At 66.8% G+C, this 16588-nt stretch carries 17 protein-coding genes; 13 read left to right on the top strand and 4 right to left on the bottom strand.

Annotated elements, in window-relative coordinates; all coding sequences use genetic code 11:
• The first annotated feature begins 2 nt into the window (after positions 1-2).
• A complete protein-coding gene (locus tag ACUXVX_RS19120; RefSeq protein WP_446309533.1) occupies positions 3-941 on the top strand; it encodes a 1-phosphofructokinase family hexose kinase in 939 nt (312 codons plus the stop codon).
• 20 nt (positions 942-961) lie between these two features.
• On the opposite strand, the gene ACUXVX_RS19125 is transcribed toward ACUXVX_RS19120, so the two are convergent.
• Positions 962-1732, bottom strand: a complete 771-nt coding sequence (locus ACUXVX_RS19125; RefSeq protein WP_446309534.1) for an SseB family protein — start codon at positions 1730-1732, stop codon at positions 962-964.
• The gene (locus tag ACUXVX_RS19130; RefSeq protein ID WP_446309535.1) at positions 1729-2316 is read right to left on the bottom strand and encodes a uracil-DNA glycosylase family protein; all 588 of its coding nucleotides are present in this window, start codon (positions 2314-2316) and stop codon (positions 1729-1731) included. Before ACUXVX_RS19130 ends, ACUXVX_RS19125 begins: the two co-directional genes overlap by 4 nt.
• A 115-nt stretch (positions 2317-2431) precedes the next feature.
• On the opposite strand from ACUXVX_RS19130, the gene ACUXVX_RS19135 reads away from it, so the two are divergent.
• The 6 genes from ACUXVX_RS19135 (at position 2432) to ACUXVX_RS19160 (ending at position 8273) form a co-directional block, all read left to right on the top strand.
• Positions 2432-2770: an ArsR/SmtB family transcription factor gene (locus ACUXVX_RS19135; RefSeq protein WP_446309536.1), complete on the top strand. Its 339-nt coding sequence runs from the start codon at positions 2432-2434 to the stop codon at positions 2768-2770.
• Positions 2763-3800: a permease gene (locus ACUXVX_RS19140; RefSeq protein ID WP_446309537.1), complete on the top strand. Its 1038-nt coding sequence runs from the start codon at positions 2763-2765 to the stop codon at positions 3798-3800. The genes ACUXVX_RS19135 and ACUXVX_RS19140 overlap by 8 nt, the downstream gene beginning before the upstream one ends.
• Before the next feature lie 166 nt (positions 3801-3966).
• The gene (locus ACUXVX_RS19145) at positions 3967-5214 is read left to right on the top strand and encodes a Na+/H+ antiporter NhaA (RefSeq protein ID WP_222472093.1); all 1248 of its coding nucleotides are present in this window, start codon (positions 3967-3969) and stop codon (positions 5212-5214) included.
• A gap of 188 nt (positions 5215-5402) precedes the next feature.
• A complete protein-coding gene (locus ACUXVX_RS19150; RefSeq protein ID WP_222472092.1) occupies positions 5403-6062 on the top strand; it encodes an ABC transporter ATP-binding protein in 660 nt (219 codons plus the stop codon).
• Positions 6040-7893, top strand: a complete 1854-nt coding sequence (locus ACUXVX_RS19155) for a capsule biosynthesis protein (protein WP_446309538.1) — start codon at positions 6040-6042, stop codon at positions 7891-7893. The genes ACUXVX_RS19150 and ACUXVX_RS19155 overlap by 23 nt, the downstream gene beginning before the upstream one ends.
• Positions 7890-8273, top strand: coding sequence for a hypothetical protein (locus ACUXVX_RS19160; protein WP_446309539.1), 384 nt, complete (start codon positions 7890-7892; stop codon positions 8271-8273). Before ACUXVX_RS19155 ends, ACUXVX_RS19160 begins: the two co-directional genes overlap by 4 nt.
• 10 nt (positions 8274-8283) lie before the next feature.
• Here the strand turns inward: ACUXVX_RS19160 and ACUXVX_RS19165 are convergent, their stop codons facing one another.
• Entirely contained in the window at positions 8284-10425 is a 2142-nt protein-coding gene (locus ACUXVX_RS19165; protein ID WP_446309540.1) for a lytic transglycosylase domain-containing protein, read from the bottom strand.
• A gap of 152 nt (positions 10426-10577) precedes the next feature.
• Here ACUXVX_RS19165 and dapA point away from each other — a divergent pair, with 152 nt between their 5' ends.
• The 6 genes from dapA (at position 10578) to ACUXVX_RS19195 (ending at position 15344) form a co-directional block, all read left to right on the top strand.
• Positions 10578-11450, top strand: a complete 873-nt coding sequence (gene dapA / locus ACUXVX_RS19170; protein WP_446309541.1) for a 4-hydroxy-tetrahydrodipicolinate synthase — start codon at positions 10578-10580, stop codon at positions 11448-11450.
• Positions 11451-11527: 77 nt separating this feature from the next.
• The gene (locus ACUXVX_RS19175) at positions 11528-11914 is read left to right on the top strand and encodes a TrmO family methyltransferase domain-containing protein (protein ID WP_446309542.1); all 387 of its coding nucleotides are present in this window, start codon (positions 11528-11530) and stop codon (positions 11912-11914) included.
• A gap of 60 nt (positions 11915-11974) precedes the next feature.
• Positions 11975-12451: an SsrA-binding protein SmpB gene (gene smpB / locus ACUXVX_RS19180; protein ID WP_446309543.1), complete on the top strand. Its 477-nt coding sequence runs from the start codon at positions 11975-11977 to the stop codon at positions 12449-12451.
• A gap of 87 nt (positions 12452-12538) precedes the next feature.
• Positions 12539-13153, top strand: coding sequence for a LysE family translocator (locus tag ACUXVX_RS19185; protein ID WP_446309544.1), 615 nt, complete (start codon positions 12539-12541; stop codon positions 13151-13153).
• 69 nt (positions 13154-13222) lie between these two features.
• Positions 13223-14074, top strand: a complete 852-nt coding sequence (gene sseA / locus ACUXVX_RS19190) for a 3-mercaptopyruvate sulfurtransferase (RefSeq protein WP_446309545.1) — start codon at positions 13223-13225, stop codon at positions 14072-14074.
• A gap of 85 nt (positions 14075-14159) precedes the next feature.
• A complete protein-coding gene (locus tag ACUXVX_RS19195; RefSeq protein WP_446309546.1) occupies positions 14160-15344 on the top strand; it encodes an amino acid aminotransferase in 1185 nt (394 codons plus the stop codon).
• An 18-nt stretch (positions 15345-15362) separates the two neighbouring features.
• On the opposite strand, the gene ACUXVX_RS19200 is transcribed toward ACUXVX_RS19195, so the two are convergent.
• On the bottom strand, positions 15363-16568 hold the full coding sequence (locus ACUXVX_RS19200; RefSeq protein WP_446309547.1) for a cytochrome P450: 1206 nt from the start codon (positions 16566-16568) through the stop codon (positions 15363-15365).
• Positions 16569-16588: the final 20 nt, after the last annotated feature.

The following is a 16588-nucleotide window of genomic DNA, read 5'->3' on the forward strand; positions in this document are numbered from 1 at the left end:
CCATGCGTCCCATCCTGACCCTCACCCCCAACCCGGCGCTGGATCTCTCGGCGGGCACGGCGCAGGTGCGGCCAAATACAAAACTCCGCTGCGGCCCTGCCGTGGTGGAGCCGGGCGGCGGCGGGGTCAACGTGAGCCGCGCGGTGCACCAGTTGGACGGAGCATCGCGCTGTCTTGTAGCGCTGGGCGGGGCAACGGGCGCCATACTGGAAGAGGGCCTGATTTTGCGCGGGCTAGATGTGATCCGCGTCTCCGCGCCCGGCGATACCCGTCAAAGTCTTGCCGTCACCTGCGAAGAAACCGGCAACCAGTTCCGTTTCTCGCTGGCCGGTGCGGCGTGGTCTGAGGCCGACTGCGCCAGCTTTCTCGGGGCCGTCAAGGCGGCGGTGGAACCGGGCGCTCTCGTGGTTCTCTCCGGCTCCCTGCCGCCCGGTATGGGCCCGGAGTGGCTCAAGCCGCTTGCCGATGTCGTCGCCGCCACCGATGCGACATTCATCGTCGACACCTCTGGCGAGCCGCTCAAACGGCTGGCGGCAGAGGGCGGCGCCGATGTGTTGCGGATGGATCATGCCGAGGCGCGCTTCCTTTCCGGCACCCAGCTGGCCGACGTGGCGGAGGTCCGTGCCTTCGCAGCCGCGCTGGCAAAGGTGACTCCGCAGGTGATTGTCGCAATGGGCGCGGCAGGGTCTGTCATGGCTTGCTCAGACGGCTCCGCATGGCACGCGGCGGGGGCCGATGTGCCGGTGCTGAGCAAGGTGGGAGCTGGCGACAGCTTCGTTGGCGGGTTCACCCTTGCGCTGGCCTCAGGCAAGCCACGCGAGGAGGCGCTTCAGGCCGGCATGGCGGCAGCCTCTGCAGCGGTCATGACGGCTGGGACCGAGCTGTGCCGCTTTGAAGACTACAACCGCCTCTTGCCGGAGTGCGTGCTCACGCGCCTCTAAAGGCAGCGCCTCACCCGCCGCTACCGCAGCTTCGGCGGCTTGTCGGGGTTCGAGCCGGGTGGTTCGGGTGCCCACGGCTCCCGCTTCTCCGGTTCGGGCAGATCAAACCGCATCCCGTTCCGCTCCATCGCCTGCGCCAGCGGCGAGCCGTTGTCCAAGAAGGCCACGTCCAGCGCGCCGCTCTCCAGCCCGGAGAACTTGAGCGCCTCGTTGGCCGCGCCTGCAAGCGCGTGCTCGGCACCGTCTTGCGCGTCGATGAAAGCCAGCAGGTGGCCCTCCGCGCCCGAGCGGTAACTCGCCCGCACCAACAGCGCCGATGTTGCCAGCCCGGCTGCCGTGGCCAGCTTGGCATCGAGCGCCACCAGCAGCGCCTGTGGCAAGGCCGGGGCCGCAACCTCGACCGGAATTTCCTCTGCCGCCTCCGGCCCGTGACCCAGCGTGTCGGCAAGCCAGTCGATCGCGGCGGCGGGGAGCACCAGCGCCGAGGGTGCCTCGAGGTTCACCCCAAGGCCCAGCCCCTGCCCGGCCATCATCGCCACCAAACCGCGCCCCGACATGGCGGCAAAAGCCGCCTCGCCTTGCGTGAAAGCGACCAGCCTGTCTTCGCTGTCGAAGGCCAGCAGGATCTCCCCCTCGCCGGTCTCCACCGCACGGGGCGAGATCACCTCTCCGCTCGGCTCTTCTTCCAGCAGAAGGAACAACTGGCTGTCGGCCAGCTGGGCATAATAGGCGAGCCGTTCGGCCTCGCCCCCGGCCTCCATCGCCGCGTGAGCCTCGTCGAGCGTGGTCATAGCACCTCCTTCACCCGCGTCCGCAGCACCGGCAGCAGCTCGGCCTCGAACCAAGGGTTTTTCTTCAGCCACCCCGTATTGCGCCACGACGGGTGGGGCAAGGGGAAGACCCCGGGCGCATGGTCACGCCACCCGGCCACCGTGCGGGTGACGCCTGCGCGCTTGGCGGCCGGGCCGAGGTGCCAGCGCTGCGAATACCCGCCCACCAGCAACGTCAGCGGCACCGGCCCGATCTGCGCCAGCGCCGCATCGCGCCATGTCTCGGCACAGATCGCCGGTGGCGGCAGGTCGCCTCCCTTTGCGTCGTAGCCCGGAAAGCAAAAGGCCATCGGCAGGATCGCGATACGCGCGGTGTCGTAGAAGGTCTCGCGGTCGACGCCGAGCCAGTCCCGCAGCCGGTCGCCGGAGCGGTCGTTGAAGGGGATGCCGGTCTCATGCACCCGCATGCCCGGCGCCTGCCCGACGATGAGCACGCGCGCACCCGGCTCGAACCACGGCACCGGGCGCGGCGCATGGCGGCTCGCCGTGGCGGCAAAGCGCGGGGCGCAGAGGCGGCAGGCGCGGATGTCATCCGTGAGCGGCATGGGGCTGGATATAGGCCAGCCGGGGCAGGGCCGCCATAAAGGGTGGCGAACGCATAACTTCGACAAATCTCGAAACATCTTGCCGCGCGGCCATCCTTTCGATATTTCTAGAATCATGAAAACGACTCACACCGATGATCTCTCCCTCGCAACCGCCGCCTCCACCTTCGCGGCGCTCGGCTCCGAGCAGCGCCTCGCCGTTCTCCGCTGCCTCGTGCGGGCCGGGCCGGAGGGCCTGCGGATCGGCGAGCTTGGCACCCGCACTGGCGTCACCGGCTCGACCCTGACCCACCACATGAAGATCCTCGCAGCGGCCGGGCTGGTCCGGCAGGAGAAGCAGGGCCGCAGCATCATTTGCGCCGCCGTGGCCTACCCCGAGATCCGCGCCCTCACCGACTTCCTGCTTGCCGAATGCTGCGCCGACGCGCCCGATGGAGTCCACGCCCATGGCTGACCTCACCCAGTCCCCCCGTCCCTCCCTCGGTGACCTCTGGAAGCGTGCGCCAAAAGCTTGGCTCGCCTCCCTTCTGATCGTGCTGGCCATCGCCCTGCTCGACACAACCCAGCTCTGGCCCACGCTCCGGTTTGCCGCCAATGCCCTGCTCCACACCGCGCCCTTCATTCTCTTCGCCGTCTTCGCCGTGGCCTGGCTTAAAGCCACCGGAGCCGAGAGCCTGCTAGCCCGCGCCTTCGAGGGCAAACAGACCCGGATGATCGCGATGGCCGCCCTGCTCGGCGGCCTCTCGCCCTTCTGCTCCTGCGAAGTCATCCCCTTCATCGCGGCCCTTCTTGCCGTTGGTGCGCCGCTGTCGGCTGTCATGGCCTTCTGGCTGGCCTCTCCACTGATGGACCCGGCGATGTTCTCTATCACCGCAGGCACGCTCGGGCTGGAGTTTGCTATCGCAAAAACTATCGGCGCCGTGGGCCTCGGCCTGATGGGCGGTTACCTGACAATGGCCTTTGCAGGCTCGCCCGTCTTTGCAGACCCGCTCCGTCCGAAGAAGACCTGCGGCTCCTGCTGCGGCGCCAAGAAGCCGTTCGAGGGCAAGCCCGTATGGCGGTTCTGGGCCGAAGCGCCCCGCCGCGAGACATTCCGTGAAACGGCGCTGGAGAATGGGCTGTTCCTGTTCAAATGGCTGCTGCTCGCCTACCTGCTGGAAAGCCTGATGCTTACCTATGTGCCCGCCGAGATGATCGGCTCGGTGCTGGGCGGTGAGGGGCTTGGCCCGATCCTGCTGGGCGCACTGGTTGGCGCACCGGCCTATCTGAACGGCTATGCCGCAGTGCCGCTGATCGATGCCCTGCTGGCTCAAGGCATGAGCCAGGGCGCGGCCATGGCCTTCGTCATCGCCGGGGGCGTCTCGTGCATCCCCGCCGCCGTGGCGGTCTGGGCGCTGGTGAAGCCGCGGGTCTTTGCCGCCTACCTCGGCTTCGCCTTCATCGGGGCGGTTCTGGCGGGCCTCGCATGGGGCGGCTACGCCTGATCCCGCGCGTTCTGCCATGCCGCCCAAGTGGCATGGCAGACCGCTACCTCTCTGACTGACGCAGGCGAAATGCGCGGGTGTGCGCAGACGGTCCCCTCGCCGCCCGGTTGCCCCGCTCCGCCGATTTCATTATTTGTGGGCAACGTCGGCATGGGAGGGGTGAGGCATGTATCGCGTTTGGAACTTCGTCGCGAACTATTCGCTCCTGCTGATCGCGGGAGCGCTGATCGCTCTGGTCTGGGCGAACATCAACGCCGAAAGCTACCACCACTTCGTCGAATTCGTGATCTGGGACCACGCTCCCATCGGCCACCTGCATGACGGCCACCGCACCCTTACGCTGCACTATCTCGTCAATGACGTGCTCATGGCCTTCTTCTTCGCTATTGCGGCAAAGGAAGTCTGGGAGGCAGTGATCCTCGAAAACGGCAGCCTGCGCGGGCGCAAGGCCGCCACGCCGCTGATCGCCACCGTGGGCGGCATGATCGGCCCGATCTCCGTCTACCTCGGGATCGCCTATTTCCTTGGCTCCGAGACCTTCTCCGCCGTGGCCAACGGCTGGGCCATCCCCACGGCGACAGACATCGCCTTCTCCTACCTGATCGGCCGCATGGTCTTTGGCGCGGGGCACCCGGCTGTGCGCTTCCTGCTGCTGCTGGCCATCGCTGACGATGCTGCGGGCCTCATCATCCTCGCCATCTTCTACCCCTCCGGCGAATTGGCACCCGAATGGCTGCTGCTGTCGCTCGGCGCGGCCCTTGCCGTGTTCATCCTTTGCAACTGGCTTCCGCGCCGGATGGATGCCGGCAATCAGGACCGCCCGAACTCCACCTGGATGGCCTCCACCCTCGGTGTATGGCCCTACCTGCTGGCGGGCTGCGTCAGCTGGTACGGCTTTCAGGAGGCGGGCATTCACCCGGCTCTCGGCCTCCTGCCGATCGTTCCCACCCTGCCCCACGCAGACCGCGCCTTTGGCATTTTCTCGGAAGCCGAGCAATATCTCAGCGACCTGCTGAACAAGGCCGAGCACATGCTGAAGCACCCGGTCGAGGTGATCCTGTTCTTCTTCGGGCTGCTGAACGCCGGCGTCGAGTTCAACGCCATCGGAGAGGCCACTTGGCTGGTGCTGGCGGGCCTCATCATCGGCAAACCCGTGGGGATCTTCCTCATGGGCTGGCTCGCCGCCTACCCGATGAAGCTGGGCCTTCCGTCGGGCATGCGCTCGATCGACCTTGTGGTGATCGGCTTCGTCGCCGCCATCGGCTTCACCGTGTCTCTCTTCGTGGCCTCCGTCGCCTTCCCCGGCGGCCCGGTTCAGGACGCCGCCAAGATGGGCGCGCTCTTCAGCTTCGGCGCCGCCGTGCTCTCGATCGTGGCGGGCAAATTGACCCGGGTAGAGAAACAGAACGCCTGATCAGCCGCTTTTGACTCGGATTGGGGCACCTCTCACGCCACAGTGATGCCCCATTTGCCGCGTGGTTAACCAACATTCCGTTGAAAACCGTCAGCTTTGGGCGACATAATACTGCCCAACTGGCGCTCTATACCAAAGTCTTAATCAAGCGCCGTTAAGGTGTAGAAACGAGCAGCCAAAGGCGACGAATGCTGGAATTCTCCAATGTCAGCAAGTCCTTCTGGACGGGCAAGCAGCGCAAGGTGATCCTTGACCGCGTGTCCTTTCAGGTCGAGCTCGGCAATTCGCTCGGCATCCTCGCCCCCAACGGCACGGGCAAGACCACTCTGATCAACATGATGGCCGGGCTCGAAAAGCCGGATGAGGGCGAGATCCGCCGGGGTTGCCGCATCTCCTTCCCGCTCGGCTTCATGGGGGGCGTCGTCAACCGCCACACCGGCACCGAGAACGCCCGCTACATCTCCCGCCTCTACGGGCTCGACCCCGATTACGTGGAGGCCTTCTGCCGCTGGCTCTGCGGGATCGAAGAGTATTTCGACATGCCGGTCGGCACCTACAGCCAGGGCATGCGGGCGCGCTTCTGCTTCTCGTTGATGTTGGCGCTCGACTTCGACATGTACCTGATCGACGAGGGCATGCCCTCGACAACGGATGTGGAGTTCAACCGCCGCGCAGGCTCGATCCTGCGGGAACGGCTGAAGGATACCACCGTCATCATCGTCTCGCATCAGGCGGGCACGCTGGAAAAGTTCTGCCGCTCGGCGGCGGTGCTGCGCGACGGGCAGTTCCACATGTTTGAAACGCTGGAAGAGGCGAAGAGGCTCTATGACTACCAAGCCCAAGGCTAGCAGGTTCCGCATTCGCCGGGACGGCCCCCTGACCCCCGGTCAGGCGATGGCCGCGACCGAGGGTGCCACCGCCCGCAAGGTCGCCCCTCCCGTTGCCGAAACGCCTGCCGCGCAGCAGCCCGCAGCGGCACCCAGTGCTGTTTCGCCCGCCGGTTCTGCGCCCAAGGGCACACCCAATACCACACCCCAGCCGCCCGTCGATGAAGACGTGGCGATGATGGAGGCCGCCTCCCCCGACATGCACGAAGATGGCTTCGGCGCCGAGGCCATGCCCGGCTCCGCTGCCGCCGAAAAACAATCCGGCGCGGGCGAGGCTTCGGCCCAGTCCGGCGAGGTGCAAAGCGCCGCCTCCGCCAAGAGCGAGCAGACCATCGCCGACATCCGCAAGGAGGGCCTTACCGGGCGCCAGTTGCGCATGGCGCGCCGCGTCGCGCAAAAGCACGGGCTGACGCCAACCTCCGACTTCGACGCCGTGAAACAGTTGCGCGACCGCGGGATTGACCCGTTCCAGCGCTCGGCGATGCTCGAACTGGTCCAGAACAACGCCAAGGCGCAGGGCGCGGGCGGCGGTCAGGGTGGCGGCGCCACGCCCAACCTGCCGCAGGTCGCCCGCCAGCCCGGCACCGATGTTGCCGTGCCGCAGCAATCCCCCGTGCCCGGCCCGGTGCTCAACACCTCCGATCAGCGGGCCAGCGAGATCGGCCGAATCCAGCGTGACATCGCCCGCCGCCGCCGCCGCAAGTCGATGCTGCTGTTCACCCGGCTGGCCTTCTTCGTGCTGCTGCCGGCCTTCATCGCCGGGTGGTATTACTACGTGCTGGCCACGCCGCTCTTTGCCACCAAGTCCGAGTTCGTGATTCAGCAGGCCGAACCCGCGGCCTCCGCAGGCCTTGGCGGCCTGTTCCAGGGCACCAGCTTTGCTACCCAGCAAGACAGCACGACAGTGCAGAGCTACCTCGCCAGCCGCGCCGCCATGAAACGGCTGGATGCCGACCACGGCTTCAAACAGCACTTCGAGCAAGGCTTCATCGACCCGATCCAACGGCTCGAAGACGGCGCGACGGATGAGGCCGCCTACAGGCTCTACCAGCGCAATGTGAAAATCGGCTATGACCCGACCGAGGGCATCCTGAAGATGGAGGTCATCGCCGCCAGCCCCGAGAAGAGCCAAGAGTTCTCCGAGGCGCTGCTGGGCTATGCCGAGGAGCAGGTCGATCAGCTGACCCAGCGCCTGCGCGAAGACCAGATGAAGGGCGCGCGCGCCAGCTTCGACGAGGCGGAGGCCAAGGTGCTCGCCGCGCAAAAGCGCGTACTCGAATTGCAGGAGCAGCTCGGCGTGCTCGATCCGGTGAGCGAGAGCGGCTCGCTGATGACCCAGATCACCCAGTTCGAGGTTGAGCTGCGTCAGAAGGAGCTCGACCTTCAGCAGCAGCTCGCAAACACCCGGCCCAATCAGGCCCGTGTGCGGGCGCTGGAGGGCGATATCTCGCGGCTCAAGGCCCTTGTCGCCAGCCTGCGCGCCTCGATGACAGAGACCACCGATGGCAACGCCTCGCTGGCCCGGATCACCGGCGAGTTGCGCATTGCAGAGGCCGATCTTGCCACCCGGCAACTACTGCTCCAGCAGGCCGCCGCCCAGCTCGAGACCGCACGGATCGAGGCCAACCGGCAGGTGCGCTACCTCTCGCTAGGCGTCACGCCAATTGCGCCCGACGAAGCCACCTACCCGCGCGCCTTCGAGAACACCGCGCTCGCGCTGCTGATCTTTGCGGGCATCTACCTGATGATCTCGCTCACCGCCTCGGTGCTGCGCGAACAGGTCGCCGGGTGACCGAGGGCGGCGAGGCCTCCGCTCTCGCCGCCACGATCGACGCCTATTGCGCCTGCTGGGCGGTGATGGAAACCGCCGCCCGCCGCGCCGCACTCTCCCGCTGTGTGGCAGCCGACATCCGCTACGCCGACCCGATGGTGGCGCTTGCCGGCATCCCTGCGCTCTCCGACCACATCGCCCAAGTCACTGCCGCGCGGCCCGAGGCGGTGATCTCCCGTTGCACGAAGGTCGACGCGCACCACACCCACGCCCGCTTCGGCTGGAACCTCCGCGATGGCAAAGAGACCCTGCTCGTTGGCAGCATCGATGTGGTGGAATGGGAGCCTCGGACTGGCCTGCTGACGCGGATCACTGGTTTCTTCGGCCCGCTGGAGGCCTGAGAACGGGCCGTCAGTTCGCCGAGCCGTGCAGCAGCTTGGTGAACTCCAGCGCCTCGACCCGGCCGGTCAGCCGGGCGCGGTAGACCGGGATGCTCTCGGTCACACGCATCACGTAGTTGCGGGTTTCGCGGAAGGGGATCATCTCAATCCAGTCGACCACATCGACGCCGGGATAACGCGGATCGCCCCGATCGCTCACCCAGTTAACCGCGCGCCCCGGCCCCGCGTTATAGCCCACCGAAACCAGCACCGGCGCATCCCCGAAAATCTCGATCAGCCCGGCCAAGTAGGCGGTGCCAAGCTGTGCATTGTAAACCGGGTCTTGGGTCAGCTTGCCGGCGTCGTAACGGATCTTCAGCTCGCCAGCCATGTCCTTGGCCGTGCCGGGCATCAGCTGCATCAGGCCGCGCGCGCCAGCCGGGCTGATCACCACCGGGTCAAACTCGCTCTCCCGCCGCGCGATGGAGAGCGCAAGCTCGGGCGCCACCGGCCAGTCGGTCTTGGCCATTTCATGCAGCGGGTAGTAAGCCGCCGGAATGGTGATGCCGTTGCGCGCTGCGCTCTTCGCGATTTTCAGCGCCAGATGAACCTCCCCGCGCTTGATCATCAGCGCCCCGAGGCTGCCCACATCGTTCCGTTCCAAAGTGCCGCCCAGATGGGTCAGAAAGCGTTCGGCCTCGTTTGCCTCCCCTTCCTCGATCATCTTCAGCCCAACGGCCAGTACCTCGGAGTTTCCAATGCTGGTCTCGTCCAGCGGCGGAAACTCCTCGCGCCCCGTGAGGGTCACGTCCATCGGCAGGCCCGCAGCCTCGGCGGCGAGGAGGCCGTAGTAGCTGGTCTGGTACTGCGCGCCGAAGGCATAGGCGTCCCGCGCCTTCTCGGCATCTCCCAGATCGGTATAGGCCCGCCCCAGCCAGTAACCCGCGCGACCAAGACTGATCGGCGTTTCGACCGCCTCGCCGAAGCGCTCAAAGTGCCAAAGCGCCAGCTCAGGGTCTTTCAGAAAGCGCAGCGCGATCCAGCCGGAGAGCCACTCCAGATCGGCATAATCCGAGCCATCGGCCAGAAAGTGTCTCGAAGCCAGCGCATAGGCGGCGGCCACATTGCCCTCGCGTAGCTGGCTCCGGGCATAGATCCGCCGGTAGTTGGACCACATCTCGGCCCGCCCCAGCGCCTCGGCAGAGGTCGAGCGTTCCGCCATCAGCTCCTCGGCGCCCTCGTGCAGCCCCTTGCGCAGGCGCCAGTTGTACCGCTCCCAGACAAGGCCCGCGTTGTCTTGCAACGCCTCGGGCACGGCCTCGATCTTGGCGTCCACACCGGCCGCGCGGGTGCGCAGGGCCATGCGAGCCTCGGCAAGTTTCTGCCAGTCCTCGCCGACCCGGCCCATCTGACGCAGGGCCGCGGTGCGGCTATCACGCCAGAGCAGGTCATCGAGCCGGGCTTCGTGGTGCGGCTCCAGCACCTCGGAGAATCGCTCGAGCAGGGCGCTCTCGACCTCGCTATTCAGCGTGCGCGTGCGCCACGCCAGCACCGCCAGCGCGGCGGCATCCCCATCTTCGCCGCGCGCCTCATGGGCCTCGATCAGGCGCTGCACGCCGAGGCCGGTTTCGGGGATCTTGTCGCCGAAGTAAGCAACCACCTTGCCCGGGTCTTCGCCCCGGCCAATCGAGGCCTCGCCCCGGTCGTGGATATACTCCATCGAGGGCCAGCCCGGGTGATCGCGGATGAAGTCGACGTATTCCTCAAAGCTGCCGCCGCCGCCGCGCAGCTTGGCCCAATGGGCATAGCGCTCCATAGCGCCGCTTTGCTGCTTGGCCTGAAAGCTCGCCTGCCCCCAATCGCCCCGCTCCAGCGCGCGCATCATCAGGGTGAACGGCCCGGCCTGCTTGGGCCGCGCGGGCGGTGCCTTGGCCGCCAGCTCCACCCCTTCCAGCGCCTCGGCGCGCGGCAGCGGGCGTTCCTCCTGCTCCTCTTCCGGGGCAGCATCGGCTTCGGGCGCGGCCTCCACCTCGCCCTCCTCATCCAACTCCAGCGCCACGCCCTGCACCACCTCCGGCCCCTCCTCGGGCGAGGGGTCCGCCGCCTGCGCATGGGCTACCGGCCAGGCCAGCAGCCAGGCGGCGGCAAGAAGCGACAAGACAAGACGAGACATGGCTCAGGCAAGCTCCGGAGCAGGCAAAGGGCGGTTGCGCCAAGTGTAGCGCCTCAACCTTGATGAACAATACAACAACTTGGCATTGCCCCGCGCTGGCTCTATAGCTCCGCCGGAGTTGGGAAAATGGCCGCAAGAGAGGAGGGCTCAACATGTTCCACGGATCGCTTCCAGCGCTGGTGACCCCCTTCAAGGACGGCGAGCTTGACCTCGAGGCCTTCGAGGCCCTCGTGAACTGGCAGATCGAAGAGGGCTCCTCCGGTCTCGTGCCCGTTGGCACCACCGGCGAGAGCCCCACGCTGACCCATGACGAGCACGATGCAGTCGTCGCCGCCTGCGTGAAGGCCGCGGCAGGCCGGGTGCCGGTGGTTGCGGGCGCAGGCTCCAACTCCACCCGCGAGACGGTGCGGCTGGTCGAGGCTGCCAAGAGCGCAGGCGCCGATGCGGCGCTGGTCGTCACGCCCTACTACAATAAGCCCACCCAGGCCGGGCTGATCGCCCATTTCGAAGCCGCCGCCGAGGTCGGGCTTCCGATCATCATCTACAACATCCCGCCCCGCTCGGTGATCGACATGCTGCCCGGCACCATGGCCGAGCTGTCGAAGAACCCCAACATCGTAGGCGTGAAAGATGCCACCGCCGACCTGGCCCGCGTGGCCATCACCCGGCAGATGTGCGGCCCCAAGTTCATCCAGCTCTCGGGTGAAGACCCGACGGCGGTAGGCTACAACGCCATGGGCGGCGTGGGCTGCATCTCCGTCACCGCCAACGTGGCCCCCCGGCTCTGCGCCGAGATGCAGGCGGCCACCCTGGCGGGCGACTACCCCAAAGCGCTGGAGTACCAAGACCGGCTGATCCCGCTGCACCGCGCGATCTTTGCCGAGCCGGGCCTCTGCGGCGCCAAATACGGGCTGTCGCTGCTGGGCCGCTGCGACGAGAGCGTGCGCCGCCCGCATGTGCAGGTCTCGGACTTCGTGAAGAACCAGATCGAAGACGCCATGCGCTTTGCCGGGATTCTGAACTGAAGCCGCCCCGCGAGGGCGAAGAGCGGCTGGGTTTCGACCCGGCCGACCGCCCCGACGCCGGTCTGCATTTCATCGGGGTGATCCGCTCCGACTGGCGCGAGGGCACGGCCCCAAAGAACCTGCGTCTGGCGCGGGAGCAGGGTGGCGGCAATGCCCGGATCGAGCTGAAGCCGGATTTTACCCCAGCCCTAACTGGCCTGAACCCCGGCGACTGGATCATGCTGCTCTATTGGACAGGTGAAGCCCGCCGCGACCTGCTCGTGCAGCGCCCCCGCCACGCCGATGGCCCACGCGGCACCTTCGCCCTGCGCTCCCCCGCCCGGCCCAACCCCGTGGCGCTCGGCTGCGTGCGGATCGAGGCAATTGAGGGCACCACGGTCCGGATCGACGCCACCGATGCTTTCGACGGCACCCCCGTCATCGACATCAAACCCTGGATCGAAACTGTCGACACCCCCGCCTAGGCCGGGACTTCTCCCGACTCCCCTTCCCCACAGGCGACCCAGCCCCTATATCCCTCCCCCATGGCCAAGAAAGACGACAATCCGAACTACAGGGTGATCGCCGAGAACCGGCGGGCCCGGCACGACTATGCCATCGAGGAAGATCTCGAGGTCGGCATCGTGCTGGAAGGCTCGGAGGTGAAGTCGCTGCGCGAGAACTCCAGCCAGATCAACGAGAGCTACGCCGCCGTCGAAAATGGCGAGCTCTGGCTGGTGAACGGCTACATCGCGCCCTACGACAAGGCCAAGACCTTCGGCCATGAGGAGCGCCGCCGCCGCAAGCTGCTCTGCTCCAAGAAGGAGCTGGCCCGGCTCTGGAACGACACCCAGCGCAAAGGCATGACCCTCGTGCCACTGGTGCTCTACTTCAACCATCGCGGCATCGCGAAGATGAAGATCGGCATCGCCAAGGGCAAGAAGAACGCCGACAAGCGCGATACCGCCGCCAAGCGCGACTGGAACCGCCAGAAACAGCGGCTGCTGAAGCAGGGCGGCTGACGGGACGGCCTCAATCGAGGCCCTGTCTCGCAAAACGCTCACTCTTCAGCCTTGCGCAGCGGCCCGCTCCGGCGCAGCTTGCGGCTCATGGATCTCGCCTTCTTCATCCCCGCCTGTTTCGCACTCAACCTCACCTTCGGGCCGTCCAACCTGCTGGCCCTGACCCATGGGGCCGAGCGGGGCATCCGGTTTGCCTTTCTGGCCGCTCTGGCCCGGCTCGCGGTGTTCGCGCCGATGATCGCCGCCTCCGCCCTTGGCCTCGGGTTGTTGCTCACGGTCTCCGCCGCCGCCTTCACCGCCGTCAAACTCGCGGGCGCGGCCTATCTCGTCTGGCTCGGGATCAAGCTTCTGCGCACCCGGCCCGACAACCACGCACTGGCCCGCCCTGCCCCCAGCCTTGCCCGCGCCGCCCGCCGCGAAGGGCTGGTGGCACTCGGCAACCCCAAGGCCATCCTGATCTTCGCCGCCTTCTTTCCGCAATTCGTCCGCCCCGAGAGCTACTGGCCCGACTACGCCCTGCTCGGCGGACTATTCCTCGCGCTGGAGGCCTGCGCAGTCGCCGCCTATGCCACCGCAGGCCGTTTCGCCGCCCGCCTTGCCGCCAGCCGGATGCACTGGCTGCAACGGGCTTCAGGCGCCACGATGGTCGGCTTCGGGCTGCTGCTTCTGCTTGCGCGCGCCCCTGCCCGCACCGCCGCCTGACTGTGGCACCACTTGCCAGCCCCGCGCCTTCCGGCTAGCAACGCCAGCGACGCGAGAGGGGGTATTCCCATGTCCGACGATCCGAAAACGCTGGTCTCCACCGACTGGCTCGCCCAACACCTGAAAGACCCCGACCTGCGGGTGCTCGATGCCTCATGGTATCTGCCGGCGATGAACCGCGACGCCAAGGCAGAGTATGACGCCGCCCATATCCCAGGCGCGCGCTTCTTCGATATCGACGAGATTTCAGACGCCCGCTCCGAGCTGCCTCACATGGCCCCGCCGGTCGAAAAGTTCATGTCGCGCATGCGGGCAATGGGCGTGGGCGACGGGCATCAGGTCGTGGTCTACGACGGCGCGGGCCTGTTCTCGGCCGCGCGGGTCTGGTGGCTCTTCCGGCTGATGGGCAAGCAGGACGTGGCCGTGCTCGACGGCGGTTTCCCCAAGTGGCAGGCCGAGGAGCGCGAGGTGGAGGATATGGCCCCCATCGTTCGCGACCGGCACATGACCGTGCAACGCCAGGCCGATATGGTGAAGGATGTCACCCAGGTCGCCGCCGCCTCCAAGCTGGGCGACTGGCAGATCGTGGATGCCCGTGCGCCCGAGCGCTTTGCCGGTGAGGCCCCCGAGCCGCGCGAGGGCCTCCGCGCCGGGCACATCCCCGGCGCCCGCAACGTGCCCTTCGGCAACCTGCTGAAGGCTGATAAGACAATGAAACGTGGCCAGGAGCTGCGCGATGCCTTCGAAGATGCCGGTGTTGACCTCGCCAAGCCGGTGATCACCTCCTGCGGCTCCGGCGTGACAGCCGCCGTGCTGTCACTCGGGCTCGAGGTGCTGGGCCACCCACGCCACGCGCTCTACGATGGCAGCTGGGCCGAATGGGGCCTCTACGACGACCTCGGCATCGAAACCGGGCGTTGACGCTCACGGGCAGGGCTCGCCCCGCCCCCTCTTGCCGCCGCCGCATGCTTGCGCCACCGTCGCGCAACCGAACCGGAGTGCCTGAATGCTCGAATCCATCCCGCCCCGCGAAGAAGACAAGATCCTCCGCCTTATGAAGCTCTTCGCCGACGACCCGCGCGTCGGCAAGATCGACCTCGGCGTCGGCGTCTATCACGATGCCGATGGCCGCACGCCGATCTTCTCCGCCGTCAAACAGGCCGAGCAACGCCTGATCGAAACACAGGAAAGCAAGGGCTACGTCGGGCTGGCGGGCGACCCGGCCTTCCACCGCGCCATGGCCGGCCTCGTGCTCGGCGATCTGGCCGAGACCATGCCTTTCGCCGCCTGTGGCACCCCCGGCGGCACCGGCGCGGTGCGGCAGGGGTTCGAGTTGATGAAGCTCGCGGGCAACCCGCAGCGGCGGATCTGGCTGCCGGATCCCTCCTGGATCAACCACGGCTCTATCCTCGATACGCTGGGCATCCCCCGCGCCGATTATCGCTACTACGATGCCGAGACCGGCGGCGTGGACGCCGACGGCATGCTGGCCGATCTCGCCAAGGCCGCGCCGGGCGATGTGGTGCTGCTCCACGGCTGCTGCCACAACCCCACCGGCGCCGACATGAAGGCGCAGGACTGGGCGGCTCTCACCAAGCTGCTGGCCGAGCGCGGCCTCACTCCTTTCGTCGATCTCGCCTACCAAGGCTTCGGCGATGGGGTGGAAGCCGATGTCTCCGGGCTGCGCACCATGGTTGCCGCCCTGCCCGAGACCATCATCACCGTCTCCGCCTCCAAGAACTTCGGCCTCTACCGGGAGCGGGTCGGCTGCGTGCTGGCCCCCTGCGCGGACCCCAAGGCGCGTGACATGACCCACGCCGCCCTCGCCTGGCTCAACCGACAGAACTACGCTTTCCCGCCCGATCACGGCGCCCGCGTCGTCACCACCATTCTGACGGACACCGGCCTGCGCGCCGACTGGCAGGACGAACTCGATGGTATGCGCGCCCGGATGAAGGAGAACCGCACCGCGCTTGCAGGCGAGCTGCGCCGCCTCACCGGGTCAGATCGCTTTGGCTTCCTTCAGTCGCACAAGGGCATGTTCACCGTGCTGGGTCTGAGCACCGAGCAGGTGCTGACCCTGCGCAAGGAGCATGGGCTCTACATGGTCGAAGACAGCCGCATCAACCTCGCCGGCCTGACGGATGCCACGATCCCCCCTGCCGCCGAGGCCATCGCTGCGGTGCTGTAGGCCGGGACCTGTCCCGACCTACAGCACCACCGGCAGGTTGAGCGGACCGCGAAAGCCCCAGCCACCCCATCTGACATCCTCCGGCTCGGCCAGCCGGATGTTCGGGTATTTCTCGAAAATCATCGGCAGCATCACCTGCCCCACTGCCCGGCGGGCCACATGGGTGCCCTGGCAGAAGTGCGGGCCATTGCCGAAGCTCTGGTGCGGGTTGTCCTTGCGATAGACGTTGAACAGGTGGCCGTCCTCAAACACCTCTTCATCCCAGTTGGCCGAGGCCTGGCAAGTCATCACCGTGCTCTTGGCTGGAATGTGGAAGCCCCGGATCTCGGTATCCTCCAGAACGTAGCGGCCCGAAACCGAGATCGGAGCGACCCAGCGCACCCCTTCCTCAAAGGCCTTCACCCAGTCGCCATTCGCCTTCACCTGCTCAAGCTGGTCCGGGTTGGTCAGCAGACCGCAGAGAATGGTGCACAGCGCGTCGCGCGGCTCGTTGATGCCGCCGCCGATGGCGATCTTGATGTTTGCCCAGATCTGGCTGAGCGGAATCGGGTTCTCGGCGTTCAACATCACCGAGAAGGCCGAGTTGTTCGGGCTCTCCTTGTGCCGCGCCTCGATGCGGGTGAAGAGCGCGTCCATCTCGTCATTGGCGGCTTCCGAACGTGCAAAGATCGCCTCGTCCTCGCCGAAGTTGCCTGCGCCATCGATCAGTGACTGGCTCCAGCGGATCATCTCTTCGTCGCTCGCCTCTTCGGTGCCCAGCAGCACCGCAAGGCCGCGGGCCGCATACGGGGCGGCGAGCATCGGGAAGAGATCGACCACCTCACCCTTGGGCAGCCGGTCGAGATACTCCTCCGCCACCTGCTGGTAGCGCGGCACCCAATCCTGGGTGATGACCTTGGGGCTGAACGCTCCCTGCATCGCCATCCGCTCGCACTTGTGCGCCTCGCCGTCCTTGCGCATCAGCGTATGCGCGCGGAAAGCCCGGTGCATCGGCGTGATCGGATCGTTTGATGAAAAGATCTGCGGGTTGTCCTTCACATACTTCGTGTCGGCCCACTTGGTCAGCAGGATGCGGTTCATCTTCGGCACCCGCACCACCGGCGTCTCCCGCCGGAGCCGCTCGTAAATCGGATAGGGATCGCGGCTCAGGGCCTCCAGTGTGATGGTTTCATCCACCGGCACCGGTTTGCCAGCTGCCTGCACGTCGGTTGCTGTATTGCTCATCATGTCCTCCCAAGCGGGCA

It is taken from the genome of Vannielia sp. SX4, from assembly GCF_052828525.1.